Origin of the sequence: Mitsuokella sp. AF21-1AC, from assembly GCF_003458855.1 — a bacterium.
In the GTDB taxonomy this organism is placed as follows: Bacteria; Bacillota; Negativicutes; order Selenomonadales; family Selenomonadaceae; genus Mitsuokella.
The window spans coordinates 14,876-41,018 of record NZ_QRVW01000010.1; the positions used below are offsets into that span (position 1 = coordinate 14,876).

Annotated in this window: 21 protein-coding genes and 1 other annotated feature; of the genes, 16 read left to right on the forward strand and 5 right to left on the reverse strand. The window is 58.6% G+C overall.

What is annotated here, in order from left to right; translation table 11 throughout:
• The first annotated feature begins 123 nt into the window (after window positions 1–123).
• From groES to DWX75_RS05190, 4 genes are all read left to right on the forward strand, one after another.
• On the forward strand, window positions 124–405 hold the full coding sequence (gene groES, locus DWX75_RS05175) for a co-chaperone GroES (protein ID WP_118015271.1): 282 nt from the start codon (window positions 124–126) through the stop codon (window positions 403–405).
• A gap of 51 nt (window positions 406–456) precedes the next feature.
• Window positions 457–2,082, forward strand: a complete 1,626-nt coding sequence (gene groL, locus DWX75_RS05180; protein ID WP_118015272.1) for a chaperonin GroEL — start codon at window positions 457–459, stop codon at window positions 2,080–2,082.
• 389 nt (window positions 2,083–2,471) lie between these two features.
• The gene (gene glmS, locus DWX75_RS05185; RefSeq protein ID WP_118015273.1) at window positions 2,472–4,301 is read left to right on the forward strand and encodes a glutamine--fructose-6-phosphate transaminase (isomerizing); all 1,830 of its coding nucleotides are present in this window, start codon (window positions 2,472–2,474) and stop codon (window positions 4,299–4,301) included.
• Window positions 4,302–4,424: 123 nt separating this feature from the next.
• Window positions 4,425–5,081 (forward strand): HAD family phosphatase, encoded by a 657-nt coding sequence (locus DWX75_RS05190; RefSeq protein WP_118015274.1) that lies wholly within the window; start codon window positions 4,425–4,427, stop codon window positions 5,079–5,081.
• Between the two features lie 84 nt (window positions 5,082–5,165).
• Here DWX75_RS05190 and bioB read toward each other — a convergent pair whose 3' ends face one another.
• Window positions 5,166–6,170 (reverse strand): biotin synthase BioB, encoded by a 1,005-nt coding sequence (gene bioB / locus DWX75_RS05195; protein WP_118015319.1) that lies wholly within the window; start codon window positions 6,168–6,170, stop codon window positions 5,166–5,168.
• A 258-nt stretch (window positions 6,171–6,428) separates the two neighbouring features.
• Between bioB and DWX75_RS05200 the strand changes: the two genes are divergently transcribed.
• Genes DWX75_RS05200 through recO form a run of 5 tightly spaced genes read left to right on the forward strand, consistent with a single transcriptional unit; the run spans window position 6,429 to window position 10,221 of the window.
• Window positions 6,429–7,454, forward strand: coding sequence for a PhoH family protein (locus tag DWX75_RS05200; RefSeq protein WP_118015275.1), 1,026 nt, complete (start codon window positions 6,429–6,431; stop codon window positions 7,452–7,454).
• A complete protein-coding gene (ybeY, locus tag DWX75_RS05205) occupies window positions 7,451–7,915 on the forward strand; it encodes an rRNA maturation RNase YbeY (RefSeq protein WP_118015276.1) in 465 nt (154 codons plus the stop codon). Before DWX75_RS05200 ends, ybeY begins: the two co-directional genes overlap by 4 nt.
• 4 nt (window positions 7,916–7,919) lie before the next feature.
• Window positions 7,920–8,825 (forward strand): GTPase Era, encoded by a 906-nt coding sequence (era, locus tag DWX75_RS05210; RefSeq protein WP_118015277.1) that lies wholly within the window; start codon window positions 7,920–7,922, stop codon window positions 8,823–8,825.
• Window positions 8,825–9,490: a DUF502 domain-containing protein gene (locus DWX75_RS05215; protein ID WP_118015278.1), complete on the forward strand. Its 666-nt coding sequence runs from the start codon at window positions 8,825–8,827 to the stop codon at window positions 9,488–9,490. The genes era and DWX75_RS05215 overlap by 1 nt, the downstream gene beginning before the upstream one ends.
• Window positions 9,490–10,221 (forward strand): DNA repair protein RecO, encoded by a 732-nt coding sequence (gene recO / locus DWX75_RS05220; protein ID WP_118015279.1) that lies wholly within the window; start codon window positions 9,490–9,492, stop codon window positions 10,219–10,221. Before DWX75_RS05215 ends, recO begins: the two co-directional genes overlap by 1 nt.
• A 12-nt stretch (window positions 10,222–10,233) precedes the next feature.
• On the opposite strand, the gene DWX75_RS05225 is transcribed toward recO, so the two are convergent.
• The 3 genes from DWX75_RS05225 to lgt all read right to left on the reverse strand — a co-directional run bounded on the left by DWX75_RS05225 (window position 10,234) and on the right by lgt (window position 12,401).
• Window positions 10,234–10,944, reverse strand: a complete 711-nt coding sequence (locus DWX75_RS05225) for a DUF554 domain-containing protein (protein ID WP_118015280.1) — start codon at window positions 10,942–10,944, stop codon at window positions 10,234–10,236.
• A gap of 95 nt (window positions 10,945–11,039) precedes the next feature.
• Window positions 11,040–11,498, reverse strand: a complete 459-nt coding sequence (gene speD, locus DWX75_RS05230) for an adenosylmethionine decarboxylase (RefSeq protein ID WP_118015281.1) — start codon at window positions 11,496–11,498, stop codon at window positions 11,040–11,042.
• Between the two features lie 81 nt (window positions 11,499–11,579).
• Complete coding sequence (gene lgt / locus DWX75_RS05235) at window positions 11,580–12,401, reverse strand: prolipoprotein diacylglyceryl transferase (protein ID WP_118015282.1); 822 nt, start codon at window positions 12,399–12,401, stop codon at window positions 11,580–11,582.
• Between the two features lie 431 nt (window positions 12,402–12,832).
• Between lgt and ileS the strand changes: the two genes are divergently transcribed.
• From ileS to DWX75_RS05255, 4 genes are all read left to right on the forward strand, one after another.
• Complete coding sequence (gene ileS, locus DWX75_RS05240) at window positions 12,833–15,970, forward strand: isoleucine--tRNA ligase (protein ID WP_118015283.1); 3,138 nt, start codon at window positions 12,833–12,835, stop codon at window positions 15,968–15,970.
• Between the two features lie 194 nt (window positions 15,971–16,164).
• Window positions 16,165–16,500 carry a metal-sensing transcriptional repressor gene (locus DWX75_RS05245; RefSeq protein WP_233519483.1) on the forward strand — a complete coding sequence of 112 codons (336 nt, stop codon included), beginning with the start codon at window positions 16,165–16,167 and terminating at the stop codon, window positions 16,498–16,500.
• 201 nt (window positions 16,501–16,701) lie between these two features.
• Entirely contained in the window at window positions 16,702–17,217 is a 516-nt protein-coding gene (locus DWX75_RS05250; RefSeq protein WP_118015285.1) for an acyl-CoA thioesterase, read from the forward strand.
• A gap of 94 nt (window positions 17,218–17,311) precedes the next feature.
• Window positions 17,312–17,564, forward strand: a binding site (T-box leader).
• A gap of 37 nt (window positions 17,565–17,601) precedes the next feature.
• A complete protein-coding gene (locus DWX75_RS05255; RefSeq protein ID WP_118015320.1) occupies window positions 17,602–19,269 on the forward strand; it encodes a 2-isopropylmalate synthase in 1,668 nt (555 codons plus the stop codon).
• Window positions 19,270–19,672: 403 nt separating this feature from the next.
• Here the strand turns inward: DWX75_RS05255 and DWX75_RS05260 are convergent, their stop codons facing one another.
• On the reverse strand, window positions 19,673–20,446 hold the full coding sequence (locus DWX75_RS05260; protein ID WP_118015286.1) for an SDR family oxidoreductase: 774 nt from the start codon (window positions 20,444–20,446) through the stop codon (window positions 19,673–19,675).
• A gap of 118 nt (window positions 20,447–20,564) precedes the next feature.
• Between DWX75_RS05260 and DWX75_RS05265 the strand changes: the two genes are divergently transcribed.
• From DWX75_RS05265 to DWX75_RS05275, 3 genes are read left to right on the forward strand one after another with little or no spacing between them, the layout of a single operon-like run.
• A complete protein-coding gene (locus DWX75_RS05265) occupies window positions 20,565–22,073 on the forward strand; it encodes a DUF3375 domain-containing protein (protein ID WP_158558761.1) in 1,509 nt (502 codons plus the stop codon).
• Window positions 22,073–22,759: a DUF4194 domain-containing protein gene (locus DWX75_RS05270; protein ID WP_118015288.1), complete on the forward strand. Its 687-nt coding sequence runs from the start codon at window positions 22,073–22,075 to the stop codon at window positions 22,757–22,759. The genes DWX75_RS05265 and DWX75_RS05270 overlap by 1 nt, the downstream gene beginning before the upstream one ends.
• Entirely contained in the window at window positions 22,756–26,139 is a 3,384-nt protein-coding gene (locus DWX75_RS05275) for an ATP-binding protein (protein WP_118015289.1), read from the forward strand. The genes DWX75_RS05270 and DWX75_RS05275 overlap by 4 nt, the downstream gene beginning before the upstream one ends.
• Window positions 26,140–26,143: the final 4 nt, after the last annotated feature.

The following is a 26,143-nucleotide window of genomic DNA, read 5'->3' on the forward strand; positions in this document are numbered from 1 at the left end:
TTTAGGAAATGATATTGACATTTTGACTTAGAGGGGTTAATATAAAAACTGTAGTTAGCACTCGGGACTGGTGAGTGCTAACAGCATGATTATGTAAATTCATTTTATAGGAGGAAGATACCTATGATTAAGCCATTGGGCGAAAGAGTTGTCATCGAAGTTGCAGAAAGCGATGTAAAGACGGCCAGCGGCATTGTGCTGCCGGATACGGCGAAAGAGAAGCCGCAGAAGGGCACGGTCGTTGCTGTTGGCACTGGCAAGCTGCTCGATAATGGCGAGCGCGCAGCCATGGAAGTCAAGGTTGGCGATGGCGTCATCTTCTCCAAATATTCGGGCTCGGAAGTCAAGGTTGACGGCAAGGATTATCTGATTGTCCGCGAGAGCGACATCCTCGCAGTCATCTGACCGCGACTCGGCCGGAATTGCAGAACATAGATTTTTCGGAGGTAATCATAAATGGCAAAACAGATCCTGTTTGACGAAGAAGCACGCCGCGCACTCGGCCGCGGTGTTGATGCACTGGCTAATGCAGTAAAGGTAACGCTTGGACCGAAGGGCCGCAACGTCGTTCTCGACAAGAAGTTCGGCGCTCCGACGATCACGAACGATGGTGTCACGATTGCCCGCGACATCGAGCTCGAAGATCCGTTTGAGAACATGGGCGCACAGCTCGTCAAGGAAGTCGCCACTAAGACGAACGACATCGCCGGCGATGGCACGACGACGGCAACGCTCCTCGCACAGGCCATGATCCACGAGGGTATGAAAAACGTCGCTGCCGGTGCCAACCCGATGATCATCAAGAAGGGCATTGACGAAGCCGTCAAGGCACTCGTTGAGGAGATCAAGGCAAAATCCAAGAAGGTCGAAGGCCAGGCTGACATCGCTCAGGTCGCTACGATTTCTTCCGCTAACGAAGAGACGGGCAAGCTGATCGCTGAGGCCATGGAGAAAGTCGGCAAGGACGGCGTCATCACGGTTGAAGAGTCCAAGACGATGCGCACGAACCTCTCCGTCAAGGAAGGCATGCAGTTCGACCGCGGCTACATTTCCCCGTACCTCGTCACGGATACGGACAAGATGGAAGCAGCTCTCGACGATCCGTACATCCTCATCACGGACCGCAAGATCTCGGCCATCAACGACATCCTGCCGATTCTCGAGCAGGTCGTCAAGGCTGGCAAGCAGCTCGCCATCATCGCTGAGGATGTCGACGGCGAAGCACTGACGACGATCGTCGTCAACAAGCTGCGCGGCACGTTCAAGGCCCTCGCTGTCAAGGCTCCGGGCTTCGGTGACCGCCGCAAGGCCATGCTGCAGGATATCGCTACGCTGACGGGCGGCACGGTCATCAGCGAGGAACTTGGCCGCAAGCTCGACAGCGTCACGCTCGCTGACCTCGGCCAGGCTCACAAGATGGTCTCCACGAAGGATGAAACGACGATTATCGGCGGCAAGGGCGACAAGGAAGCCATTGCCGAGCGCGTTGCGCAGATCAAGCAGCAGATTTCCCAGACGACGAGCGATTTCGACCGCGAGAAACTGCAGGAGCGCCTTGCAAAGCTCTCCGGCGGTGTTGCTGTCATCGAGATCGGCGCCGCTACGGAAGTCGAGATGAAGGACAAGAAGTACCGCATCGAGGATGCCCTGAACGCTACGCGTGCAGCTGTTGAGGAAGGCATCGTCGCAGGCGGCGGCACGACGTTCCTCGACATCCTGCCGGCACTCGACAAACTGAATGTCGAAGGCGATGAGAAGGTCGGCGTCAACATCGTTCGCCGCGCCATCGAAGAGCCGGTCCGCCAGATCGCTCAGAACGCTGGCCTCGAAGGCTCCGTCGTCGTCGAGAACGTCAAGAAGGCTGGTACGGGTATCGGCTTCAACGCCCTCAAGAACGAGTACGTTGACATGCTCAAGGCTGGTATCGTTGATCCGGCCAAGGTAACGCGTTCTGCCCTGCAGAATGCTGCTTCGATCGCTTCTATGGTCCTGACCACGGAGACACTCGTTGCCGACAAGCCGGAAAAAGAAGCTCCGGCACCGGCTGCACCGGGCATGGGCGGCATGCCGGGCATGATGTAATCCTGCCGTCACGAAGGTGACAGGGAGGGCGTCAGGCCTTTCAAAAGCAATACAGAAGCCCTGTGAGACATGGTCTCGCGGGGCTTTTTATTGACTTTCTTTCATTTATAAGATACAATAGCTATTGCCGTAGGGCAAAGAAAAATCCAGAGTCAAAACCTGCTGTTCTGGTAGTAAGAAAAGAGCATGGTCAGCTCCCCTGAGCTTCCGTGATTTAGCGCTTGCTCTCATGCGCCCTGGTGCGTGAGAGGACGAGGAGAAGGTTGTCGAATCATCAGCGGATGCCTTCCGGCCGGTCCGGCCGACAGATCTTCGTGAAAACTCCTGTGCAAGCGGGACGACAAAACGAAGAGGGGACGACAGCAGGAACCTGTTAGGAGGTTTCCATTATGTGTGGTATTGTAGGTTATGTAGGTGACAAGCAGGCAGCAGAATTCCTGCTCGAGGGCCTGTCGAAGCTCGAGTATCGTGGTTACGACTCGGCTGGCATCGCCGTATTCGACGGCAAGGAGATTCGCGTCGAGAAGAGCGTCGGCCGCCTGGCTGCACTGCGCGACAAGATCAAGGACAACATGCCGCAGGGCACGATGGGCATCGGACATACGCGCTGGGCTACGCACGGCCGTCCGTCTGACCGCAACGCACATCCGCATACGGACTGCTCCGGTGATTTCGTCGTCGTTCACAACGGCATCATCGAGAACTACCTGTCCCTCAAAGAGGATCTCATCGAGAAGGGCCATGTCTTCAAATCCGAGACGGATACGGAAGTCGTCGCTCACCTCATCGAGGAAGTCTACAACGGCGATTTTGTTTCCTCCGTCCGCGAGGTACTGCGCCGCATCGAAGGTTCTTATTCGCTCGTATTCATGTGCAAGAAGCACCCGGGCGAGCTCATCTGCACGAAGCAGGATAACCCGCTCGTCATCGGCATCGGCGAAGGTGAGAACTTCATTGCTTCCGATATCCCGGCCATCATTTCGCGCACGCGCCGCACGTACATCCTCAACGATGGCGAGCTGGCCGTTGTCACGAAGGATTCCATCAAAATCACGAATCGTCAGGGCGAGCCTGTGACGAAGAAAGTCTTCGAGGTCAACTGGAATGCAGAGGCTGCCGAGAAGGGCGGCTACGAGCACTTCATGCTCAAGGAAATCCACGAGCAGCCGAAGGCTGTCCGCGACACGATGAGCCAGCGCATTGCCAAGGACGGCAAGAGCATCGTCATGGACGAGCTCAAGTGGGATGCGGATTACCTCAATTCCTTCAACAAGATTTACATCGTTGCCTGCGGCACGGCTTACCATGCCGGTCTCGTCGGCAAGTTCTACATCGAGAAGCTGGCCCGCACGGTCGTCGAAGTCGATGTCGCTTCCGAGTTCCGTTATCGCGATCCAATCGTCGATGAGAACACGCTGTTCATCGCCGTTTCCCAGTCGGGTGAGACGAGTGATACGCTCGCAGCCATGAAGGAGTCGAAGCGTCTCGGCGCCAAGACGCTGGCTTTGACGAACGTTGTCGGTTCTTCCATCGCCCGCGAGGCTGATCAGGTCCTCTACACCTGGGCTGGCCCGGAGATCGCCGTCGCTTCGACGAAGGCCTATACGACGCAGCTCATCCTGTTCTTCATGCTGGCCCTCTACATGGCTCAGATCAAGAAGACGCAGACGCCGGAGCGCATCGAGTCGCTCATCAGCCAGCTCAAGAACATCCCGGCTCAGGTCAGCGAGACGCTTTCCGATGTCGAGCCGATCAAGACGTTTGCCAAGCAGTACGGTTTCAATGAAGATGTCTTCTACATCGGCCGTTCGCTCGACTACGATGTTGCTCTCGAGGGTGCGCTGAAGCTCAAGGAAGTTTCCTACATCCATGCCGAGGCATATGCGGCAGGTGAGCTCAAGCACGGCACGCTGGCCCTGATTGTCGAAGGTGTCCCGGTCATCGCTCTCGCTACGCAGAAGAGCGTTTACGAGAAGACCCTTTCGAACATCAAGGAGGTTAAGGCCCGTGACGCCGTCGTCATCGGCATTGCAGCCGAGGGTGATACGGAGCTCGAGAAGTACGTCGACCACGTCATGAAGGTTCCGGAGACGGATGAACTCCTGATTCCGCTGCTGACGGTCGTGCCGCTGCAGCTCCTCGCTTACTACGCTGCCATCACGCGTGGCTGCGACGTCGACAAACCGCGTAACCTCGCGAAGTCTGTCACGGTCGAGTAAGCAAAATGACCGGCTGATCTCAGCCCTGGATTTGATTTTATACGAGAAGCCTTTCTGCCGATGCAGGAGGCTTCTTGTTCTATCCATAAGAATAAGAGAGTGAGGAGAAAACGGAGGTTTTGCATGAAAGCGTTTATTTACGATATGGATGGTGTCATTGTGGATACAGAGCCGCTTCATCTGGAAGCCATCGTTCATGTCCTGAACAAGATGGGCGTACATGATATTCATGTGGATGATCTTGTGAAATACCAGGGAACAACGGATCTCATGGTATATGAGGATCTGCGCAAGACGCATCCGTTCAAGCCGACGCCCGAGCAGGCCGTCAAGGCCAAGGATTATCTGTTTCAGCGTCTGCTTGAGGAAAAGGGCATCGATCCGATTGACGGCACCATTGACCTCATCCATCAGACGGCAGACCTGCGCTCATCGGGCGTGCGCACGGCCATCGCGAGCTCGAGTGCCGATTCCTTCATCGAGTATGTGGTCAGGCACTTTGATATTGTGGATTGCTTTGACTGCCTCGTCAGCGGCACGAATCTGCCGGAATCGAAGCCGAATCCGGCCATCTACCTGCAGACGGCGGCTTACCTCAACGTGGACCCGCGCGAGTGCGTTGTGCTCGAGGATTCGGGCAACGGCGCCAAGGCAGCCAAGGCGGCCGGCATGACCTGCATCGGCTATCGCGCTCCCGGCAGCATTCAGGACCTTTCCATCTGCGACGTCGTCGTGGAGAAAATCCAGGACATCGATCTTACGCAGTTCTTTGATGCATGAGAAAAAGGCTTTCCGCCCGATGAGCATATCATCGGCGGAAAGCCTTTTTGTATGGATAAGCAGATATGTTCAGGAACGGCTGTCTCAGCGGTGTGCGCCGCATGTCGTGACTTCTTCTTCCTCGTCATTCGTGAGGCCCAGGCGCTTGAGCATCTCCATGTCGTCCTTGATGGTTGTGCCCGAGGTCGTCAGCATATCGCCCGTAATGGAGGCGGAGGCACCGGCACGCAGGGCCGTCGCGCCGTTCTCAGGCAGCAGCTTGCGGCCGGCTGCCAGGCGGATGTTTGCCGTCGGATTGATGAAGCGGAAAATCGCAATGGTGCGCAGGATATCTTCGGCGGGAAGGGAAGGACGGCCTTCCATGCCCGTGCCCGGGATGGCCATGAGTGCATTGATGGGGATGGACTCGATGCCGAGCTCCTGCAGAGCGAAGGCCATGTCGAGGCGGTCCTGCCATGTCTCACCCATGCCGATGATGCCGCCCGAGCAGACGCAGAAGCCTTCCGCCTGCGCGAGTTTGATGGTGCGGATGCGGTCGTCGTACGTATGGCTCGTGCAAATCTGCGGGAAGAAGCGGCGGCTCGTCTCGATGTTGTGGTGATAGCTGCGCACGCCGGCCGCATAGAGACGGTGGAGCTGTTCACGCGTCAGCAGACCGTGTGAAGCGCAAAGGCCGATGGACAGCGTCGCGTTCATTTCCTTGTAGGCCTCGATGGCCTTGTCGAAGTCACGGCCTGTGAGCGCGCGTCCCGAGGTCACGATGGCAAAGCGGTTGGCGCCGGCGTCCTGATTGGCTTTGGCGTGGCGTATGATTTCTTCCTTCGGCAGGAAATCGTACGTGTCGATGCCCGTATGGTGGCAGGCGGCCTGCGCACAGTACTTGCAGTTCTCGCCGCAGCGTCCGCTGCGCCCGTTGATGATCGTGCAGAAATCGACATGGTTGCCGCAGAATTCATCCTGCAGGCGGCGCGCGCCTTCCTGCAGCTCGGCAAGGTCTGCCGTGAGCAGCAGGCTGACATCGTCCTGAGGCTTCAGGCGATAGCCCGCGAGAATCTGGTCGGTGAGTTTGGCAATGCTGGTAATCTTCATCGTGATGGCCTCGATTCGTTTCATGATTGTGATGGGATCAAATCGCTTATAGTCAACATTATAAACACAATAAGGTTTACAGTCAACTCGTTTATCTGTCATAGTTAACTTATATCCGGCAGGGATTTTGCCGGTAATTTTCTGCAAGGCCCCGATTTATGTTATAATGAAAGAATCACGCCGGGGTGTCTTGGGGCATCCGTAAAAGAAATGTACTGGATTGAAACAATCAGAGAAAGAAGCAGGTGAATCAATTCGTTGCAACAGGCATTGGAACGACAGATCGTTTTTGGCGATCATAAAGAAGCATATGCGCTCTTGGGGGACCGGGATGAATTCCTGCAGGTGCTCCGGGAGAATTTCGCTTGCCAGTTCATCAGCCGCGGCGAGCAGCTTGAGATCTTGGGCGAGGGCGCCGAAGTCACGATGGCGGCGACGCTCGTGGAGGAACTGCAGTATCTCTACCGTCAGGGAACGACGATCACGATGCATGAGGTGCGCTACGGCATTGGCCTCGTGCGCGGTGGCAAGGGAGAAGCCCTGCACACCTTGTTCGGCGACACGATTCTCGTGACCTCGCGCGGACGTCACGTGCGCCCGAAAACACTGGGGCAGCGCCGCTACCTCGATGCCATCCGCCACAGTGCCATCACGTTTGGCATCGGGCCGGCCGGCACGGGCAAGACGTACCTGGCCGTCGTCATGGCCGTGGCCGCGCTGCGCAACAAAGAGGTGCGGCGCATCATCCTGACGCGTCCGGCCGTCGAAGCGGGCGAACGGCTCGGCTTCCTGCCGGGCGACCTGCAGGATAAGGTCGATCCGTACCTGCGGCCGCTCTACGATGCCCTGCAGGACATCTTGGGGCAGGACAGCTACCAGAAGCTCATGGCCAAGGGCATCATCGAGATCGCACCGCTTGCCTACATGCGTGGCCGCACGCTCGAGGATGCGTTTGTCATCCTCGACGAGGCGCAGAACACGACGGATAAGCAGATGAAGATGTTCCTGACGCGCCTGGGCTTCGGCTCACGCATGGTCGTCACGGGCGACCTCGGGCAGGTGGACCTGCCGCGCGGCGTGACGAGCGGCCTGCGCGAGGCCAGCCAGGTACTCCGGGATGTCAAGGGCATCAGCATCGTGCGCATGGCTCCCGTCGATGTCATCCGCCACGATGTCGTGACGCGCATCGTCGAGGCCTACGGCGCCTGGGAAGAGAAGAAAAAGAAGGAAAAGGAACGGGAACTCAAGCAGCGCGAGAAAGAACGCGAGGTGCGAAAATCATGAATGTCATCATCAGCAATTACCCCGAGGACCTCAGTGTCCCGGCAGAATACGTCGAGAATGTGACGGCTGCGGCAGAGAAGGTGGGCGATCTTTACGGCGTGGAGAACGGCGAGGTCAGCATCACGCTGACCAACAATGCCTATATCCACGAGCTCAACCGCGAGTACCGCGGCATCGACCGCCCCACAGACGTGCTCTCCTTCGCGCTCAATGAGAGCGAGGAGCCCGAGGTCAAGGGCGGCGTCGACCTCAACGTTCTCGGCGATCTCGTGATTTCCGTGGAGCGCGCTGAAGAACAGGCCGCAGAATACGGGCACAGCGTCAAGCGCGAGATGGCCTTCCTGACGGTTCACGGCATGTTGCACCTCCTGGGGTACGACCATATGGAGGAAGCCGACCGCCTCGAAATGGAAGCCGAACAGCGCTTCGTCATGGAAAAACTTGGTATTAGAAGGGAATAATCGTATGGAACAGAACACGAAACACAAATCCGGCTTTGTCGCCGTCATCGGCCGCCCGAACGTCGGCAAATCGACGCTCATCAACACCCTGATCGGTCAGAAGATCGCCATCATGAGCGATAAGCCACAGACCACGCAGAACCGCATCCTCTGCATTCTCACGGAACCCGATGCCCAGATCATCTTCCTCGACACGCCGGGCATCCACAAGCCGAAGCACAAGCTCGGCGAGTACATGGTCAAGGCCGCTGAAGGCACGCTGAAGGAAGTCGATGCCATCCTGTTCGTCGTCGATGCGACGGAGAAGATGGGCCCGGGTGAATACTACATCCTCGAACGCCTGCAGGCCACCTGCAAGCCGGTCATCCTTGTCGTCAACAAGCTCGACCTCATCGAGAAGGAACAGGCGCTGCCCATCATCTCGCGCTATACGGAGAAATATCCGTTCGTCGGCGTTGTGCCAATCTCGGCCAAGACGGAACTCAATCTTGATGCCCTGCTGACCGAAGTCAAGAAATACCTGCCGGAGGGGCCGCAGTATTATCCGGAGGACATGATAACGGACCAGCCGGAGCGCCTGATCGTGGCTGAGCTCGTCCGCGAGAAGGTCCTGCAGCTCACGCGCGACGAAGTGCCGCATGCCGTCGCCGTGGAAACGGATGAGATGACCACGCGCGAGAACGGCGATGTCTACATCCGCGCGACCATCTACGTGGAGCGCGATTCCCAGAAGGGCATCATCATCGGCGCCAAGGGCGCCATGCTCAAGGAAATCGGCCGGCTGGCCCGCACGGACATCGAGGCGCTGCTCGGCTCCCGCGTCTTCCTCGAGCTCTGGGTCAAGGTCAAGAAGGACTGGCGCAACCGCGAGGGCGTGCTGCATAACTTCGGATTTGGAGTGGAATCCTGATGGAAAAGGAAGAAAAAGGACGCAAGAGCTGGTCGCGGTGCATCTCCCGCCGTTTCGTCAACGGGCTCATCATCCTTGTGCCGCTGCTCATCACGCTGCTCGTGGTGGAGCAGGCCCTGCACTTCACGGAAGGCGTGCTCGGCAAGCACCTGCCGTTCTATTTTCCCGGCATGGGACTCATCACGGTGCTGCTTGTCATCTACTTCGTGGGCTGGCTTTCTTCCTACTGGATCATGCGCCGGATGATTCACTTCGGCGAAGTCCTGCTCGGCAAGATCCCCGTGGTAAAATTCATCTACAACAGCGTCAAGCATCTGTCGACGGCTGTCTTCGAATCGAACAATATGTTCGATCATGTGGTGCTCGTGCCATTCCATCAGTCAAAAGCACTGGGCTTCATCATGGCCGATGTGCCGCAGGCGCTGAAGGATGCACTCGGGGATGATTATGTCTGTGTATTCGTGCCCTGGAGCCTCAATATGACCTCTGGCACGAATCTTTTCGTCAAGAAGAGTGATGTCATTTACCTCGACATCAGCAGCGAATCGGCCCTGCAGTACATGTTGACGGCTGGTGCTGTCATGCCGCGGCGCAATGAGCCGCCGCAGGAGCCGGGACGCCCGTCGTCCGAAAAAACTGCCGGCAGGGAAGAAGGGCATTCCTGATGGCCCTGTATCAGACGGAAGCCGTCGTGCTCGGCTCGAAGAACTGGGGAGAAGCCGACAAGGTCATGACGCTTTTCACGCGCGAACGCGGCCTCGTGCGCGCGGCGGCCTTCGGCTGCCGCCGGCCGCGCAGCCCGCTCGCCGGCGCCATGCAGATGTTCTCGCATCTCGACGTGCAGCTGGCGGAGGGCAGAAGGCTTGAGACGGTCAGGCAGGCTTCGCTCATCGAGCATTACCGCAGGCTCAGCGAAGACCTCACGGCCATGGCCTACGGCAGCTTTGTCATGGAGTTCTTGCGGGAGTTCCTGCCGGAAGGGCAGCCGGAGCCTCGGATGCTCGATCAGCTCCTGCTGATCCTCAAGGCATTTGAGACGCGCAACCCGCGCGTGACGGCTCTGGCCGGTGTCTATCAGCTCATGGAATTCACGGGCATGCAGCTGCACTTCGAGCACTGCGGCCACTGCGGCAGGGATGTGAAAGGCGAAGCGTACTTCTCCCTGCGGGAGGGCGGCGTGCTCTGCTCTGACTGCCGCACGGAGTACGCGGAGCCCTTCCCGGAGGATTTGCGCCAGCTCATCCTCTCGCTGCGCGACCTTGACTGGCAGGCGGGCGGGACGCTGCGCATCCGTTCCGCCCTGCTCGTCCAGGCAGAATCCATCCTGCTCCAATATCTCCAGCAGCTCCTCGGCCGTCCGCTGCGTTCTCTCGAATTCATCCAGCAGCTCTCGTGATTCTTTTTTGGTTCATACTGGCCAGAAGATGGCGATGAGCAGGGATGGCAGCAGGTTGGCGACGCGGATGCGGTAGCCGAACAAGAGATTGATGCCGACACAGAAGATCAAGATATTGCCGACATAGGAGAGATTGGCGAGAGCCGGCTCGGTCATCCACGGAGCGATGAGGCGCGCAAAGAGCGTGATGCTGCCCTGGAAGATGCCGACGGAGATTGCCGAGAAGATGCAGCCCCTGCCGAGCGTGGCCGTCATGATCATGACGATGATGAGGTCGAGGACCGTCTTGGCAAAGAGGATGGCATGGTCGCCCTGCAGGCTGTCGGTGATGGAGCCGATGACTGCCATGGCCCCGATACAGACGGTCAGCGAAGCCGTGACGAATCCTTCGACGAACGAGGAATCGCCGCTGCTGCCGGATTTCTTCTTGAGCCACTCGCCAAAAGAGGCGAGGTGGTCCTCGAGGTTGATGAGCTCACCGATGAGTGCACCACCTGAAAGGCTCGCGATCATCATCATGGTGCCGGTCGCCTCAAGGCCATTCGGCGTGAGGTGGAGCATCTGACGCAGCGTGCCGCCGATGCCGATGAAGATGACGGCGACGGCGGCGGCCATCATCAGCGTGTCCTGCAGGCGCTTCGTGAGCAGTCGGCCGCAGCCGAGTCCAATCAGTCCGCCGACGACGATACCGCATACATTTACAATGGTGCCAAGTCCTGGCATAAGCATCCTTCTTCCCTGGTGTCGATTTCTACGATAACAGCCCGCCGGCGAAATTCGTCAGCGGGCTGTTTTTCTTTTCCTGATCCGATGGCCTGTCAGCTGCGGTTGCGGCGGGCCAGGACGCGCAGGACCTTGGCTCCCGTGTTGTGGATCTTGCGCAGCGGCGCCACTCTTGTCTTGACCTTCGGGCGGATGTCCTTGGGCGTACCGAAACTGCCGCGTTTCAGGAGTGTGGATTTTATTTTATCCGGCTTGAAGAAATTGCGCATGGCCTGTGCGATGCGCTCCGGCTCGGCCTGTTCCTGGCAGAGGAAGATGTCGATGGCCACATACTTGAGTTCGGTGTAGATGTGCAGGACGATATGGCCTTCGCGGAAGAGCAGCATGATGGCGTAATGATGCTCGTCGAGCTGCTCCGAGCAGCTGTTGATTGGTGTGAAGTGGAACTGTTCCTGGATTTCCTCGATGGCCTCGTTGATCTGCTTGCTGTCCTTGAGCTTGCTGTTCTTGCAGTTGAAGAGATCCACCGTGAGATGACGTGCTAAGATTTTCATAAATCCGCGCTCCTTCATGAAATGATAATGAATTCTTGTTATGAGTCCAGACTCCATTATAGAGGATGGAAGGGGCTGGCGTCAATTCTTTCGCCGTGACTTGGCAGGGATTTCCTTTTGTTTGGTCGGGACGTTCTTCTGGTAAAAATGGAGGCCGATGAAGAAGAGCAGCGCGATGGTGAAGGCGGCAAGGCTTGTCGTCTGGGCGCTCGTGAAGAGTCCGAACACTTTTTCCGTGTAGTCGCCGCGCAGGAATTCGAGGCCGAAGCGGGCGGCGCTGTAGAGCATGACGTAGAGGGCGAAGCACTGCCCTTTGGCGTGCTGCGTCGTGCGGAACATCAGGAGCAGGGCGAAGATGACGAGGTCGAGCTGGCCCTCCCAGACCTCGGCCGGCCAGAGCGGCTGATTGCCGTAGACGTGATGCGCGAGCGTCGTGGCCGGGTAGACGATGCCGAACGAGGAGCCCGTTGGGGCGCCGAAGGCATCGCCGTTGAGGAGGTTGGCGCAGCGCCCGAGCGCCTGTCCGAGCACGATGGCCGGGGCCAGTACATCCATGAGGTGCACGGTGTCGAGATGGTGGCGGCGGCAGTACCAGACACCCGTGAGGACGCCGAGAATGACGCCGCCCTGGATGGCCATGCCGCCCCGCCAGACGTTGAAGAGCTCTGTCAGGTGACTGCCGTAATAGTCCCAGTCGAAGAAGAATACATCCCAGAGCCGTGCGCCGAGTAGCCCCGCGACGCCGCAGTAGATGCCGAGATCGACGATATGGCCTTCGTAGCCGCGCCGATCGGCCTTTGCGAGGAAGTAGCCGACGCCCGTGGCCAGGATGATGGAAAGCGAGAGAACGAGTCCGTACGTGCGGATGGGGAACCCGTCGATGAAAAAGAGATATTGATGCATAAGGAACCTTCCTTTTTCTTTTTTAGCTGTTTTTAACCGTTGCCTGTGGAAGCTGGCGGCTATCAGGTGCCGCAAACAGCCCATAGCGCTATTATAGACGATGTGGCGGGAAAAAAGAAGCAAAATAGATTTGAATTCCGTCCACCCCTGTGGTACAATGAATCCTGTCAACATGTAAATAAATGCGGTGAGGAAGAGAGTACCTTATCTTGAACGCGATAGCGAACCGGGAATGGTGGGAGCCGGGCGTCAGTAAGGACAAGGGAAGATCACTTCGGAGCAGCGGGCTGAACAAAGTAGGTTTCGCCGGTATTCCCCGTTACGGAACAGCGCATGGTGGTGCGTGAGTCAAAATAGGTGGTTTTAACGTAGGTAACAAGCCTGCATCCTGTTTGGGTGCAGGTTTTTATTTTTGTAAGGAGGTATTTCGTTTGTACAGCAAAGTAGATACCAATCTGAATTTCGTTGCACGCGAAAGAGAAATTGCGAAGTTCTGGAAGGAACACAACATCGCACAGAAAGCCATTGACCAGCGCGAGGGATGCGACACCTTCACGTTTTACGACGGCCCGCCGACGGCAAACGGCAAGCCGCACATCGGCCATGTGCTGACGCGCGTCATCAAGGACATGCTGCCGCGCTTCCAGTCCATGAAGGGCAAGAAGGTCCTGCGCAAGGCCGGCTGGGATACGCACGGCCTGCCCGTTGAGCTCGAGGTTGAGAAAGCCATCGGCATCAACGGCAAGGAGCAGATCGAGAAGTACGGCATCGAGCCGTTCATCAAGAAATGCCGCGAATCCGTCTGGAAATACAAGGGCATGTGGGAGCAGTTCTCCGAGGTCGTCGGCTTCTGGGCCGATATGGATCATCCGTACATCACGTACGAGAACAACTTCATCGAGTCCGAGTGGTGGGCGCTCAAGGAAATCTGGAACAAGGGCCTGCTCTATGAAGGCTACAAGGTCGTTCCGTACTGCCCGCGCTGCGGCACTCCGCTTTCCTCGCACGAGGTGGCACAGGGCTACAAGGATGTCACGGAGCGTTCGGCCATGGTCAAGTTCAAGGTCAAGGGCGAAGATGCTTACTTCCTGGCCTGGACGACGACGCCGTGGACGCTGCCGTCGAACCTTGCGCTCTGCGTCAATCCGGAAGTCGATTACGTCAAGGTGCGCGTGAACGGCACGGTCTACATCCTCGCTGAAGCTCTCGTCGATACGGTCTTTGATGGTGTTGAGGGCGAGCGCGAAGTCCTTGGCAAATGCAAGGGCAAGGAGCTCGAGTACAAAGAGTACGAGCCGCTCTATCCGTTTGCCAACGCTGCCGTGGAAAAACAGGCGAAAGCCGGCAAGAAAGCCTTCATCGTCACGTGCGATGATTACGTCACGACGGAAGACGGCACGGGCATTGTCCACATGGCTCCGGCCTTCGGTGAAGACGATAACCGCGTCTGCCGCAACTACAACGTCGCATTCGTCAATCTCGTCAACAGCAAGGGTGAGCTGACGGCAGAGACGGCCTGGCCGGGCGTCTTCGTCAAGAAGGCCGACCCCATGATCCTCGATGACCTCAAGCAGCAGGGCAAGCTCTTCAAGGCGCCGGAATTCACGCACAGCTATCCGCATTGCTGGCGTTGCGATACGCCGCTGCTTTACTACTCGTTCCCGACCTGGTTCATCAAGATGACGGCGGTCAAGGACGAGCTCGTGGCCAACAACAAGACGGTAAACTGGATCCCGAAATCCATCGGCGAGGGCCGCTTCGGCAACTGGCTCGAGCACGTGCAGGACTGGGGCCTCTCGCGCAACCGTTACTGGGGCACGCCGCTGCCGGTATGGCAGTGCGAATGCGGCCATCAGCATGTCATCGGCTCCATCGCAGAGCTCAAGAGCCTCAGTGACAACTGCCCCGATGATATCGAGCTGCATCGCCCGTACATCGACAAGGTCACGATCAAGTGCCCGGACTGCGGCCAGGAGATGCATCGCGTGCCGGAAGTCATCGACTGCTGGTTCGATTCCGGCTCCATGCCGTTCGCGCAGTGGCACTATCCGTTTGAGAACAAGGAAATCTTTGCCAAGCGCTTCCCGGCGGACTTCATCTCCGAAGCCGTCGATCAGACGCGCGGCTGGTTCTATTCGCTGATCGCCATCTCGACGCTGCTCTTCCACAAGGCTCCGTACAAGAATGTCATCGTGCTCGGCCATGTCCAGGATAAGGATGGCCGCAAGATGTCGAAGTCGAAGGGCAATGCCGTCGATCCGATGGAGGCGCTCAACAAGCATGGCGCCGATGCCATCCGCTGGTACTTCTATGAGAACAGCGCGCCGTGGCTGCCGAACCGCTTCCACGACGATGCCGTGCAGGAAGGCCAGCGCAAGTTCATGGGCACTCTCTGGAATACGTATGCGTTCTTCGTACTTTACGCCAACATTGACAACTTCGATGCGACGAAGTACACGCTCGACTATGACAAACTGCCGGTCATGGACAAGTGGTGCCTCTCGCGCCTCAATACGATGGTCAAGGATGTCGATTACGACCTCTCGAACTACCGCGTCACGGAAGCCGCGAAGGCACTTGAGCAGTTCGTCGATGAACTCTCGAACTGGTATGTTCGCCGCAGCCGCAGCCGCTTCTGGGCCAAGGGCATGGAGCAGGATAAGATCAATGCCTATATGACGCTTTACACGGCGCTCGTGACGACGGTGAAGGCCGCTGCGCCGATGATCCCGTTCATGACGGAATCCATTTACCGCAACCTCGTCTGCAGCATCGACAAGCAGGCGCCGGAATCCGTCCACCTCTGCGATTTCCCGCAGGTCAACGAAGCGCACATCGATAAGGAACTCGAGAAGAACATGGGCGAGGTCCTTGAGATCGTCGTGCTCGGCCGTGCAGCCCGCAACGAGGCGAATATCAAGAACCGCCAGCCAATCGGCAATATGTATGTCAAGGCTCCGGTCGTCCTGCCGGACTTCTACAAGCAGATTGTTGAGGAAGAGCTCAACGTCAAGCAGGTCGTCTTCAAGGATGATATGGAAGCGTACCTCACGTACAGCTTCAAGCCGCAGTTCCGCGTGCTCGGCCCGAAGGTCGGCAAGAAGATGGGCGCCATCCAGAAGGCACTCAAAGCCGTCAACGGCCACAAGGCCAAGGAAGAACTCGACACGACGGGCAAACTCGTCATCTCGCTGCCGGACGGCGACGTGACGTTGCTGCCGGAAGATGTCGAAGTCTCCATGGCACAGACGGAAGGCTACAACTGCCAGCGCTACAACGGCGTGACGATTGCCCTCGAGACGACGCTTTCCGAGGAACTCCTCGAGGAAGGCTTCGTGCGCGAGATCATCAGCAAGATCCAGACGATGCGCAAGGAAAACGGCTATGAGGTCACCGACCACATCAAGGTTGGCATGGCAGGCAACGAGAAACTGGAGAGCCTCGTCCGCAAGAACGAGTCCTTCCTCAAGGATATCACGCTCTGCGACGAAGTGACGTATGACGCCCTCGATGGCCATGAAAAAGAATGGAACATCAACGGCGAGACGGTAACGCTCTCCGTGAAGTAAGCATCTGGCGGCAAATCGCCGTGCGTGTCCATTTCGTCCAAGCTCCCTTTCTTCGGAAGGGGAGCTTTTGGTTTACGCAGTGAAACAGATTCGTTAGCAGGAGATTTGCAGGGCGGCGCGAATTTTATGTTATAATATTTGTTATAATATTATTGGATGCATGAGAGCAGTCATGCGGGAAAGGAGGGATAGTTGTGGAGGAACATACCCATGTGCTGGCTGACGGCACCGTCGTGACGCACACACATGGTGCACACGGTCATCAGCACAGCCATACGCAGACCAAGGCCGTCCTCAACCGCATGGCGCGGCTCATCGGTCATCTCGAATCCATCAAGCAGATGATTGCCGATGGCCGGGACTGCAGCGACGTGCTCATCCAGCTTTCGGCCGTCGACAGCGCCATCAAGGGCGTCAGCCGCATCATCCTGAAGGATCATCTCGAGCATTGCATCGTGGATGCCGTGCGGGAGAACGACAAGGAGGCGCTCGATCAGCTCAACAAAGCAATTGACCGTTTTCTGAAATGATGAGGCAGAAGTTGTATGATGGTTTTGTGAGAGAATCACATTTCTCTTGGCACGTTTATGCTATAATGAAATGCATCGTAATAAACGACATTTATATACAATTTCTCCCTTTTTCTTATCGGAATTTAAGAAACAGATGAAATGATAATCGGGAGAATCTATTTCAGGTGACGGCGAATAAACGATTTGCAGGAGGTTTTTATGGCACAGACAAAGATTGTGATTAGCCAGGTCATGATGCCGAGTCAGACGAATCCAAACGGCAATGTGCATGGCGGCGAAATTATGAAGATGATGGACTCGACGGCGTATGCTGCGGCCCGCAAGTATGCACGCTCCAATGTGGTGACGGCCCGCGTCGACGAGCTCGAGTTCCACCTGCCAATTCTCATCGGCGACCTCGTGACCTGCACGGCGGAAATCGTCTTTGTCGGCCACAGCTCGATGGAGATTGCCGTCAATGTGGACGTCGAGGACCTCGATCAGGAAGGCAAGCCGCAGCGCGCGCTGTCTGCTTATTTCACGATGGTTGCGCTCGACCGCAATTCGCGTCCGAAGCCGGTACCGCCGCTCATCCTCGATTCGGAGGAAGCCAAGCGCGCGTTTGAGGACGGCCGCCGCCGCTACGAGGCACACAAGGAGCGCAAGCGTCAGCAGCGTGAGGCCGAGAAGGTCCGCTCTGCTGCCAAGAAGACGCTGCGCGAGCCGCAGGACTGATTCTGGCCTGGGAGTTCATCGTAAAAAAGTTTACAGTTTTACAAAAAGTGCTTGCCAAATGTATATGGTTGTGCTATTCTAGTATCCAACACAGGGAAATGCAGTGACGAAGAATAGTACACATCCTGTACATCGCAAGAGAGTTGCCGTCTGGTGCGAGGCAATGGTGAAGGGATGAGGAACTCGCTTCGAAGCAGTCCACTGAACACCCGCGCTTCGGGCACGAGCTATTAGGCTGGAACGGGACTGACCGTTACATCAGGGGGATTTGGCAGAATCCCGCAGAGATGCTCCTTGCGAGCATGAATTTGAGTGGTAACACGCAGGCACAGGCCTTCGTCTCATGGACGGAGGCCTTTTTCTATTGGGAGGTTTTGCATTATGATGAATTATCAGAAGTACAGTAAAGGTTATTTCATGCCGCCGGAAATCGATCTCGAGTGGGCGAAGAAGGATGCGCCGGACCATGCGCCTGTCTGGTGCAGCGTTGACCTGCGCGACGGCAACCAGTCTCTGGTAATTCCGATGAGTCTCGATGAGAAGCTGGAATTCTACAAGATGCTCCTCCGCGTCGGCTTCAAGGAAATCGAAGTCGGCTTTCCGGCTGCATCGGAAACGGAGTACGAGTTCCTGCGCCGCCTCGTCGAGGATGACCTCATCCCGGACGATGTCACGATCCAGGTACTCACGCAGGCGCGCGAGCACATCATCCGCAAGACCTTTGATGCCCTCAAGGGCGTCAAGAACGCCATCGTCCATGTCTACAACTCCACGTCGGTTGCACAGCGCCAGCAGGTGTTCCGCAAGGATAAGGAGCAGATCAAGCAGATGGCTGTCGATGGCGCGAAGCTCCTCAAGGAGCTGACCGAAGAAGCCGGTGCCAACTACCGCTTCGAGTATTCGCCGGAGTCCTTCACGGGCACGGAGCCGGAATACGCCCTGGAAGTCTGCAACGCCGTGCTCGATGTATGGCAGCCGACGGCTGACCGCAAGGCCATCATCAACCTGCCGGCTACGGTCGAGATGAGCATGCCGCATGTCTTTGCCATGCAGGTCGCTTACATGAACAAACACCTCAAGTACCGCGACAATGTCGTCCTCTCGCTGCATCCGCACAATGACCGCGGCTGCGGCGTGGCCGATACGGAGATGGGTGTCCTGGCCGGTGCAGACCGCGTCGAAGGCACGCTGTTCGGCAATGGCGAGCGCACGGGCAATGTTGATATCATCACGGTGGCGATGAACATGTTCGCCCTCGGCGTTGATCCGGAGCTCGATTTCTCGAATATGCCGGAGCTCGTCGAGATGTATGAGCGCGTGACGCGCATGCATGTTTCGCCGCGCCAGCCGTATGCCGGTGACCTCGTGTTCGCCGCTTTCTCGGGTTCGCATCAGGATGCCATCGCGAAGGGCATGCACTGGAAGGAAGAGAAGAACCCGGACAAATGGACGCTGCCGTACCTCTACATCGATCCGAAGGATGTCGGCCGCGAGTACGACGGCGACGTCATCCGCATCAACAGCCAGTCCGGCAAAGGCGGTGTCGGCTTCATCATGGAGCAGAAGTACGGCATCGATATGCCGAAGAAGATGCGCGAGGATTTCGGTTACTGCGTCAAGGGTGTTTCCGATCACAAGCACAAGGAGCTCATGCCGGATGAGATCTATCAGATCTTTCAGGATGAGTATGTCAATGTCGATTCGCCGTACAAGCTCGACGATTTCCTGCTCAAGAAGGAGCCGGACGGCACGCGCAAGGGCACAGTCGACATTTTCGTCAACGGCAAGTCGGAGACGTTCATTGCCAAGGGCAACGGCCGCCTCGATGCTGTTTCCAATGCATTGCAGCAGAATCTCGGCGTGAGTTACAAGGATCTGACGTACAGCGAGCACGCGCTGGAAATCGGCCAGAACAGCCGCGCGATGGCCTATATCGGCATCACGAACGATGATGGACACATCACTTGGGGTGCCGGCATGGATACGGATATCATCACGGCTTCCATCCAGGCGCTCATCAGTGCCATCAACCGCATGAAGGCTGGTAAATAAACAAAAGACGGTAAAAGCTGACGTATGGACGAAATCCGTACGTCAGCTTTTTGTTTGCAAACTGCTGCCTTCCCCGCGCATGGGCGCGAAGCGCGGGATGCCGGGGGCATCCCCGGAGAAGGTGGCCCGAAGGGCCGGAAGAGGTCCATGGACAAGGATTCTCTCGTGTCCAAGGCGCTGCGGGATGTATTCCGGCTTCGGCGCGCAGCTGAATGTGACCCAACTTACGGTGAGCAGCAAAGGAGTTTCGCCGCCTGCCGCGGCGTTCTAACATCCGGCATGACGTTCCTTCATGTTGGGCCCCAGCCCTGCGGGCAGACGCTGGACGCTTCCAGGCGGAATACATCCCTCCGCTCAGGCTCATGTCTTGGTGCCCCGAAGGGCCGGAGGAAGTCCTTGGGCTTTATAAATGCCGGTAAAGGTTGATAAGACGGAGTATGAGGGCATTGGGAACGAAGGCACTGAAGAAGCGGTCGAGTGTTGAGACGAGGTCGGGCGTGCAGATGGCGTGGCCGTTCTGTGCTGCACGCAGCGAACGGCGTGCGACAGTATGTTTGTCCGTGGCGAGCGGGAAGCCGTGAAAGAGGCCCTCGTGGTCGGTTTCCTTGGCCCCGGCGATGAATTCGGTATCGCGGATCCAGTACGGGCAGACGGCCGTGACAGAGATGCCGCGTGGCGCGAGCTCCGCACAGAGGCCGCGGCTGTAGCGCAGCAGGAAGGCCTTGGTGGCGGCGTAGGTCGTCAGGTAAGGGATGGGCTGGAAGGCGGCGCAGGAACAGACCTCGATGATATGAGAGCCTTCTCTCATGTGCGGCAGGCATAGTTCTGTCATGGCCACAGCCGCACGGCAGTTGAGCTCAATCATGCGGCTTTCGGTCATCACGCCGATCGTTCCGCAGCTGCCGATGCGGCCGAATCCCGCGGCGTTTATGAGCCAGTTCACGGTGAGGTCCTCTGTATGCTGCAGGCGGTCGCGTACCTGCCGCAGGGATTCTTCCCGCGTGAGGTCGAGCGGCAGCAGGCGGCAGGGCAGAGGCAGCGAGCGGGCAAGCATTTCGAGCCGTTCCTTTCTCCTGGCGATGAGCCAGATTTCCTCGAGCCCGGTCTCCTCGGCGAGCAGCCGGGCGTATTCCGCCCCGAGGCCGCTCGAAGCACCCGTAATGATGGCAATGCGCATGATGATTCCTCCCCAGCATCGTTTTCTTTTATTATACCGTTTAGACTTTTTTGTGTATAATAGAAGATATGTGATTTTGAGCAATAATCCTGCCGAGAGGCAGGTTCGGGAGGGAAACGTGTTGAACGAAGAGCGGGCGGATATGGGCTTTGCGGCCTTGAAGGAATTGCGGGCCAAAAGCCCTGCCTGGCGGCTGCTGGCGGCAGAACACGGGCCGCTGGCCGCGGCCTTCTTTTATGAGGTCTTTCTGCAAAAGAGAACGCGGGCTTTGCCCGAGGAGAAGCTGCTCGATGCGCTGACCAGCTTCCTTTATGAGACGGGAGCCGCGGGAAATACGGCGGAACTTGCGCGGCAGGCCGGCAGCCTGCTTCTGAGCTGGTCGGACGAGCAGCACCGCTGGCTGCGGCGCTTCTATGGCCCCGATAACGAAGTGCTCTACGATCTGACATCTGATGCCCAGAAAGCCGTGGAATGGCTCGCAGGACTTCATCATCGCCCGTTCATCGGCACGGAATCGCGCCTGCGCACGGTCTTCTCGCTGCTGCATGAGGTGGAGCGCGAGACGGACCGGGATCCGCAGCACCGCATGGACTGGCTGCGCCGGCAGAAGGATGCCATCGAGCGGGAGATGGCGGCGATTGAGGCGAGCGGCAGAGTGGAGCCTGCGCTCAGCGCTGTCCAGGTCAAGGAGCGCTTCCTGCAGGCCGTGCAGACATCTGAGGGCCTGCTCGCCGATTTTCGCGAGGTCGAGGAGAATTTCCGCCTGCTCGAGCACCGGCTCATGACGGACGTCATGACCTGGAAACAGGGCAAGGGCGATCTGCTCGAGGAGATCTTTGTGCAGCGCGATGTCATCCGTCAGTCAGAGCAGGGGCAGAGTTTTGAGGCGTTCTGGCGCTTCCTCATGACGGGATTCAAGCAGGAGGATTTCCGCGCAACTCTTGCCCATCTCGAGGAGGTGCCGGAGCTCCGCCCGATGCTCAAGGAACATCCGCTCGGCGAGATGATGCAGGACTGGCTGCGCGCGGCGGCTGCCGTGGAGCAGACGGTGGGGGCGCTTGACAAGCAGATTCGCCGCTTCGTCGATGAACACACTCTGCAGGAGGAGCGGTATATCTATGAGCTCATCGGCCGCATCGAGCAGCGGGCGGCAAAGCTTCCGGAGGTGCCGAACGGCCCGTTCACGGCCATCGACGGCATGGCGCCTTCCATCTCCCTGCCGATGGACCGGCGCATGTTCGTCCTGCCGAAGCGCACGCGGCTGCGCGATCAGGATCTCATCGAGGGGGTGGCCGATGGCCCCGTGACGGCACTGCTGCGGGAACGCCCGATTGACCGCCGGCGCCTGCAGGCGCAGATTGACGGCATGCTGGAGCAGCAGGAAACGGTGACGCTCGGCGAGGTGATCCGCTCCCATCCGCTCGAGCAGGGACTGGGCGAACTGCTCGCCTATCTCGTCATCGCGAGCCGCCGCGAAGGCAGCGAGGTGCGGGAGGACGAGTGGCAGGACATCCTCTACTGCAGGGACGGCCAGGAGGTGGCTGCGCGCTGCGAGACGATTGTCTTTCACCGGAAACGACCGGATGGCCGCCATCATCATGCCGCAAGGAAAGGAGAACACGCTTAATGGGAATCGAAAATCGGGATGACAGGACGGTCTGGGAAGATACGGAACCGGAAGCTGGCGTGACTTCGTCGGGAGAAGCCGCGTTTTCTTCCGACAAAGAACAGGCAGACGATGCCGCTCCGTTCGCGCGCGCGGCCATTGCGCTCCTGCGCGGCGTCGTCTTTCGCGACAAGGATGAGGCGCTCTGGCAGACGGTCTGGAAAGAACGCGTGCGGCTCATGGATTACTTCCGCGTCATCGGCCTGCAGCTCTACGTCGATGAAGCCGATGAATACGCCTATCTGCGCCAGGACGAATCCTCGGGGCTGCCGCGCATCATGCCGCGTCATCCGCTGGGCTTCAGCCTCAGCATGATGCTCGTGACGCTGCGGAAGAAACTCGGAGAATTCGATGCAGCCCGCGGCGATGCGCGCCTCATCGTGACGCGCGACGATCTGGAACTCTCGCTGCGCCCATATTTCCCGCCCGTGACGAATGAGACACAGTTCCTCATGCGCGTCGACCGCGACATCCAGCAGGCCGTGCAGATGGGCTTTCTCGAGCCGGTTGGGGCGGAGGCGGCCTATGCCGTGCGCCCGCTCCTGCGCAGCTTCGTGACGGCGGAATGGCTGCGTGATTTTGAGGCGCGCCTCAAGGAATACGAGGCATACGGTCAGCAGGACGGTGGAGAGGAGGCCGGAAAATGAATTTATTTGATACGACGGGCGAGCTTCCGAAGCTCGGCTACCGCCTGCAGCGGCTCGAGGTCTATAACTGGGGAACGTTCGACCAGCGCGTCTGGTCGTTTGAACTCGGCGGCGAGGCCGCACTGCTCACGGGCGATGTCGGCTCCGGCAAGTCGACGCTCGTCGATGCCATACTGACGCTGCTCGTGCCGCCGCGCAAAGTCACGTACAACAAGGCGGCCGACGCCGATGCGCGCGAACGCGACCTCGCGAGCTACGTGCTCGGCTATTATGCGCAGCGCCGGACCGAGGACGGCGGCGGACGCCCGCTGGCCCTGCGCGACCGCAGCCAGTACAGCGTCATCCTCGGGATTTTTGCCGATGAGAATTTCGGCAAGACGATGACACTCGCGCAGGTCTTCTGGTTCCGCGATGAGAGCATCCGCTATCCGAGCCGTTTCTACGTGGCAGCCAATAAGGAGCTCCATATCTGCGATGCGTTCAGCAAGATTGGCCCGGATATGCGCCGCTTCAAGAAGGAGCTTTCCTCGCAGGAAGGCCTCGAGGTCTTCGATGACTATCCGGCCTATGCGCGCGTCTTTCGGCGCGCGTTCGGCCTCCATCAGGAACAGGCCATGGAGCTCTTCCAGCAGACCGTCTCGATGAAGAAGGTCGATTCGCTGACGGACTTCGTGCGCCAGAGCATGCTCGATGTGCCGGATACGGATGCTTATGTCGAGAACCTGCTGCACCATTACCACGACCTGGAGGCGGCGCATCAGTCTGTCCTGCAGGCGCGGAGCCAGCAGGAGCTCTTGAAGCCCCTTGTTGAGGACGGCATGGTCTACCGCCGCCTCCAGCGCCGCCGTCAGGAACTCATCGACATGCGCGAGGTGCTGCCGGCCTGGCTCGCGGGCATGGCCTGCGAGGCTCTCTCGAAGAAGGCGGAAAGCCTGCAGCAGGAACAGGCCGCGCGCCAGCGGGAATTTGAGGACGAGCAGCGGCGTCAGGAGGCGCTTGAACAGGAATTCCTGACGGCAAGCCAGGCCCTTGTCCAGCATGGCGGGCAGCGCCTCAGCGAACTCGTCGGCAGGATCAGGCTGGCGGAAGCAGCCCTCGCCGCGCGCGAGGAGGCTGCCGCCAAGTATGGCGAGGCCCTTTCGTCTGCTGGCGTGACCGGCTGCCGTCTCCCGCAGAGCCTGGAGGAATTCGCGGAAAACCGGGAGAAAATCACTGCCTTGCGTCAGGCTGCCGAGCAGCGCCTCGACGAGATCGGCGACGAGCGCGCCGCGGCCCGCAGCAACGAGGCGGAGATGAAGAAGCGTGCGGAAACGCTCGCGACGGAGCTGACCTCTCTGCGCGGCCGTCAGTCGAACATCCCGCACGAGTACGTCAGGCTGCGCGAGCAGCTGGCGGAAAGCCTGAACCTCGCGCCGAGTGAGATGCCGTTTGTCGGCGAGCTCCTGGAGGTCCGCGAGGATGAACAGGAATGGGAAGGGGCGCTCGAGCGCCTGCTGCACAGCTTCGGCCTCTCGCTCATCGTGCCGCAGACGCATTACGGCGAAGTGGCCAACTGGCTCGAGCGCCATCCGCTGCACCTGAAGCTCGTCTACTACTGCGTCGATGAGCTCGTGCAGGAAAACTTGCCGGAGGTTCCTCAAGATGCAGCCTGCAGCAAGCTGAACCTTCGCGAAGATTCCCCGTATGCGAATTGGCTGCAGGCGGAGCTTGCGCGCCGCTTTGCCCATACATGTGTCGAGGAAATGAAGGAGTTCCGCCATGCGCGCTTCGCGTTGACAAAAGCAGGCCAGATCAAGACGGGCGGCCGCCGTCACGAGAAGGACGACCGCCGCGATATCGGCGACCGCAGCCGCTACATCCTGGGCTTCTCGAATCAGCGCAAGGTCCAGGCACTCGAAGCGGAGCAGCTCGACCTGCAGGAGGAGGAACGCTACTTCCATCAGGCGGCTCAGAAACTCAAGCGGGAAGAAAGGGACATCCAAGGAAAACTGCGCCAGTTTGACCGGCTCACGGCCGTGACGGCCTTTGGCGCAATTGATACGGAACCGCTGCGAAAATCCCTCGCCGCCCTGCGCGAGGAACGCCGGCAGCTCGAACAGGGCAATGAGGATTACCGCCTGCAGCAGCAGCGCGTGCAGGACTTGCAGGAACGCCGCGCGGCTCAGCAGAAGAAGATGTATCTTCTGCGCGATGCCCTGACGCGCGGTGCGCAGAGCCTGCAGGACCTTTCCGGGCGCATGCAGGCGGCAAAGGCCAGTCGAGATGCCGTCCCCAGCGCGAAGTGGCAGGCAATCTCACCGCTCCTTGAGCGCGACCGGCCGGACAAAAGCGGCGGTGCACAGTCTGGCAGGGATCTGCGTACGGCGTATGAAGCCTGGCTGAAGAAGCATCTGGAACGCGCGGATGAGGAGCTTGCCGCGCGCAGCAGACGCATGGTCAGCCAGATGGCGCTGTTCCGGGAACGCTATCCGCAGGCAGGGCGTGACCTTGCCGTCACGCCGGAAGCCCTGCGCGATTACGAAGCCATCCTCGAGCGATTGCAGGCAGATGATCTGCCGCGCTTCGAGAGCCGTTTCCGCGCCCTGCTGCGGGAAAACACCATCAAGCAGATGACGCTCTTCCGGGCGCATCTTGAGGCAGCGGCCCGCGATATCGAGGAGCGCATTGCGCGCATCAACACCTCGCTTTACGACATCGACTACAATCCCGGACGCTACATCCAGATGGAATGCGTGCAGGCGGCTGACGAGCGCGTGCGTTCCTTCCGCATGGACCTGGCGGCCTGCACGGACGCAGAGTCAGAGCAGCCGGACGAGGCTGCTGCCTATGGCGAGCAGCAGTTCCAGAAGGTGTCGGCCATGGTACAGCGCCTCGAGGGGTGTCCCGGCCACACGGGCGAAGATCTTGCCTGGCGCCGTCACGTCACCGACGTGCGCAACTGGTTTGCCTTTGCAGCGGCCGAGCACTGGCGTGAGGATGACAGTGAATACGAGCATTACACGGATTCGGGCGGCAAGTCCGGCGGGCAGAAGGAAAAGCTCGCCTACACGATCCTCGCGGCCAGCATCGTCTACAACTTCGGCATCGAGGGCAAGCATGCGGGCGAGCAGTCCTTCCGTTTCGTCGCCATCGATGAGGCCTTCCTCAAGAGTTCGGATGAGGCGGCGGCCTTTGGACTCGAGCTCTTCCGCAAGCTGGACCTCCAGCTGCTCGTTGTGACGCCTCTCCTGAAGCTTGCGACCATCGAGCCGTATGTGCGCCATGTGGGTTTCGTCTATTTCCATGACGATGAGCATCGTTCGTATCTGCAGAATCTCTCCATCGAGGAGCTGCGTGCGCAGCAGGATGATCCACAGCCAGCGAACAATAACGACGAATGATAAA

Coding starts and splice junctions, on each gene's coding strand:
- bioB (WP_118015319.1), bottom strand. CDS start 6,170: ATGAAGATTACCAGCATTGCCAAACTCACCGACCAGATTCTCGCGGGC.
- DWX75_RS05250 (WP_118015285.1), top strand. CDS start 16,702: ATGGCACAGACAAAGATTGTGATTAGCCAGGTCATGATGCCGAGTCAG.
- lgt (WP_118015282.1), bottom strand. CDS start 12,401: ATGCATCAATATCTCTTTTTCATCGACGGGTTCCCCATCCGCACGTAC.
- DWX75_RS05255 (WP_118015320.1), top strand. CDS start 17,602: ATGAATTATCAGAAGTACAGTAAAGGTTATTTCATGCCGCCGGAAATC.
- ybeY (WP_118015276.1), top strand. CDS start 7,451: ATGAATGTCATCATCAGCAATTACCCCGAGGACCTCAGTGTCCCGGCA.
- DWX75_RS05215 (WP_118015278.1), top strand. CDS start 8,825: ATGGAAAAGGAAGAAAAAGGACGCAAGAGCTGGTCGCGGTGCATCTCC.
- speD (WP_118015281.1), bottom strand. CDS start 11,498: ATGAAAATCTTAGCACGTCATCTCACGGTGGATCTCTTCAACTGCAAG.
- groES (WP_118015271.1), top strand. CDS start 124: ATGATTAAGCCATTGGGCGAAAGAGTTGTCATCGAAGTTGCAGAAAGC.
- DWX75_RS05225 (WP_118015280.1), bottom strand. CDS start 10,944: ATGCCAGGACTTGGCACCATTGTAAATGTATGCGGTATCGTCGTCGGC.
- era (WP_118015277.1), top strand. CDS start 7,920: ATGGAACAGAACACGAAACACAAATCCGGCTTTGTCGCCGTCATCGGC.
- DWX75_RS05260 (WP_118015286.1), bottom strand. CDS start 20,446: ATGCGCATTGCCATCATTACGGGTGCTTCGAGCGGCCTCGGGGCGGAA.
- recO (WP_118015279.1), top strand. CDS start 9,490: ATGGCCCTGTATCAGACGGAAGCCGTCGTGCTCGGCTCGAAGAACTGG.
- glmS (WP_118015273.1), top strand. CDS start 2,472: ATGTGTGGTATTGTAGGTTATGTAGGTGACAAGCAGGCAGCAGAATTC.
- DWX75_RS05275 (WP_118015289.1), top strand. CDS start 22,756: ATGAATTTATTTGATACGACGGGCGAGCTTCCGAAGCTCGGCTACCGC.
- DWX75_RS05270 (WP_118015288.1), top strand. CDS start 22,073: ATGGGAATCGAAAATCGGGATGACAGGACGGTCTGGGAAGATACGGAA.
- groL (WP_118015272.1), top strand. CDS start 457: ATGGCAAAACAGATCCTGTTTGACGAAGAAGCACGCCGCGCACTCGGC.
- DWX75_RS05190 (WP_118015274.1), top strand. CDS start 4,425: ATGAAAGCGTTTATTTACGATATGGATGGTGTCATTGTGGATACAGAG.